Annotated in this window: 2 protein-coding genes and 1 pseudogene; all 3 read right to left on the reverse strand. The window is 39.4% G+C overall.

Going from position 1 to position 1,815, the window contains the following annotated elements:
* Positions 1–79 precede the first annotated feature (79 nt).
* Positions 80–529: a hypothetical protein gene (locus tag H6G26_RS41510; RefSeq protein ID WP_190737948.1), complete on the reverse strand. Its 450-nt coding sequence runs from the start codon at positions 527–529 to the stop codon at positions 80–82.
* Positions 530–706: 177 nt separating this feature from the next.
* A complete protein-coding gene (locus H6G26_RS41515; RefSeq protein WP_190737950.1) occupies positions 707–850 on the reverse strand; it encodes a hypothetical protein in 144 nt (47 codons plus the stop codon).
* Between the two features lie 15 nt (positions 851–865).
* Positions 866–1,815: pseudogene (locus H6G26_RS41520) on the reverse strand (hypothetical protein); the annotation flags it as partial.

Below are 1,815 nucleotides of genomic sequence, written 5' to 3' on the forward strand. Positions count from 1 at the left end.
GAGTAGTTAAAGCCCTGCGAAAACCAGTCTCCAAGCTGGATTTATCGCCTTTTCCCGCACCCTCTTGACAAAAGTGCAATCACTCTAACCTCTCACTGATGATCTCTGAATGCAATTGAACACTTGATATTCCATCTGATATTGCATGATGTAATGTTATCAATAAATAATTTAATTGACTATTAGGAAAAGTAATTAACACTGTACGTATTAGACATTTATCACTAAAAATAGGCTGATTTAATTCTTCCAAAACAACTTCTTGCCATTGTTCGATAGACTGCTTAGGAACTACACGTAATGGAATTTTTATTGCTCCAAAAACAAAGCGAAGACTATTTAAACTACCAACAATACAAGAATTTAGGCGTAAGTGGCGAGTCTGAATTAAGTCAAGAGCTTGTCTAACTATTTCTTCTTTCAAGCCGCCCTGAATACGGCTAATCGTTACTATATTAAAAGAACCAGCACAACGATTTATAATTTCCATGCCTTGCTCAGTTGCAGCAAGCTTTCTATTCCCTGTCATGATTAGTTAATTTTAAAATATATAGAATACTATAGTATTAGAATTTTTCTACAAATGTTGTACACGCTACTAACTGGTCTACAGACCAATCAGTATTAACAGTGAGAAAACTTTGAACCCGCAGAAAATTGGCGCAAGTATAATAGTGGCTTTCCTTGGGATCTGCCTTTATATCAATTACATAAACAAAACAGTAAGAGAGGGTTGCTGTTGTTTGATGTTTTTAATAGAGTGGCTGGCAAAAATATCTTTACCAGAGCAAGGCGCACCGACAATCAAGGTATGCCGTAGTGATGACGAAAAGTTAAGAACTGATTGCATATTTTTCTCCAAATTTTAATTTTGATTAGTATTGCAAGCGTCGAATTTGTACTTAAGATGTGAATTTTGGAGTAATCTTTCAATTCCTAAGCGGATTAAATCTGGTGGAACTCCGTCTAATTTCAACTCGGTTTGGATAAACTCATCAATGGAATTGGCTTTCGTCTTCTCCAAAAGCGCCAACATCTGTTGAGCTTGGGTTGTTAGTGTGCTTGACTCCTTAGTTCCAGCTTGAGAGGTTTGCTTATTACTTGGTGCAGAGTCAATAAAGTTTTTGGTATCCCGGTCATAACCAGAGAAATTCTTTAACAGAGGCATTGGTATCCATTCATTGATGCCGCCGTAATAAACCGCTCGACCAACTGGTGATTGTGCAGCAATCTCCATCACTTGGGTTGAGGTAATCTTGCGATCGCTGGGGATGAGTTGAGTGGCAATCATGGCATTGTAAGCTGGGACGTTATCAGGATGAACCAACGCCACAGACGTTAACTGGGATCGCAGTCCGCCAGAAATGCCCAAGTCATCAGTGTGAGGGTTCTGCACGACAATCCAGAAATGCCAACCGGAACTATCACCGCAAGAACAGTAAGAGATGATTTTGTCCTTGAGCCAGCCAATTTCACCCTTGGTATTTTTAAATTTGGAACAAACAGCCGTTCCTTCATCCAAAATAATCAGCTTGGAACCAGAGATATTTTGAAATTCGGTAAAGCATTCTTTGACCCATAAGACTGCTTCGACCGGGGACATTTCTAGGATTTTAGCCCGTTTAAAAGTATCAACACGACCTTTGAAATAACCGGTTTCTTTCTCGTCACCTTTTGGGTCAATATAAAAGATGTGTATGCCAGGATGTAGTCGCTTGATAGCGTCGATTGCATTGCTAATGGTGATACCCTTGCCAGAACCAGGGACACCAACCCACAGCATATTGGTAACTTTTTTAGCAATGTGAGCGATTA

Origin of the sequence: Nostoc sp. FACHB-888, assembly GCF_014696655.1 — a bacterium.
In the GTDB taxonomy this organism is placed as follows: Bacteria; Cyanobacteriota; Cyanobacteriia; order Cyanobacteriales; family Nostocaceae; genus Nostoc.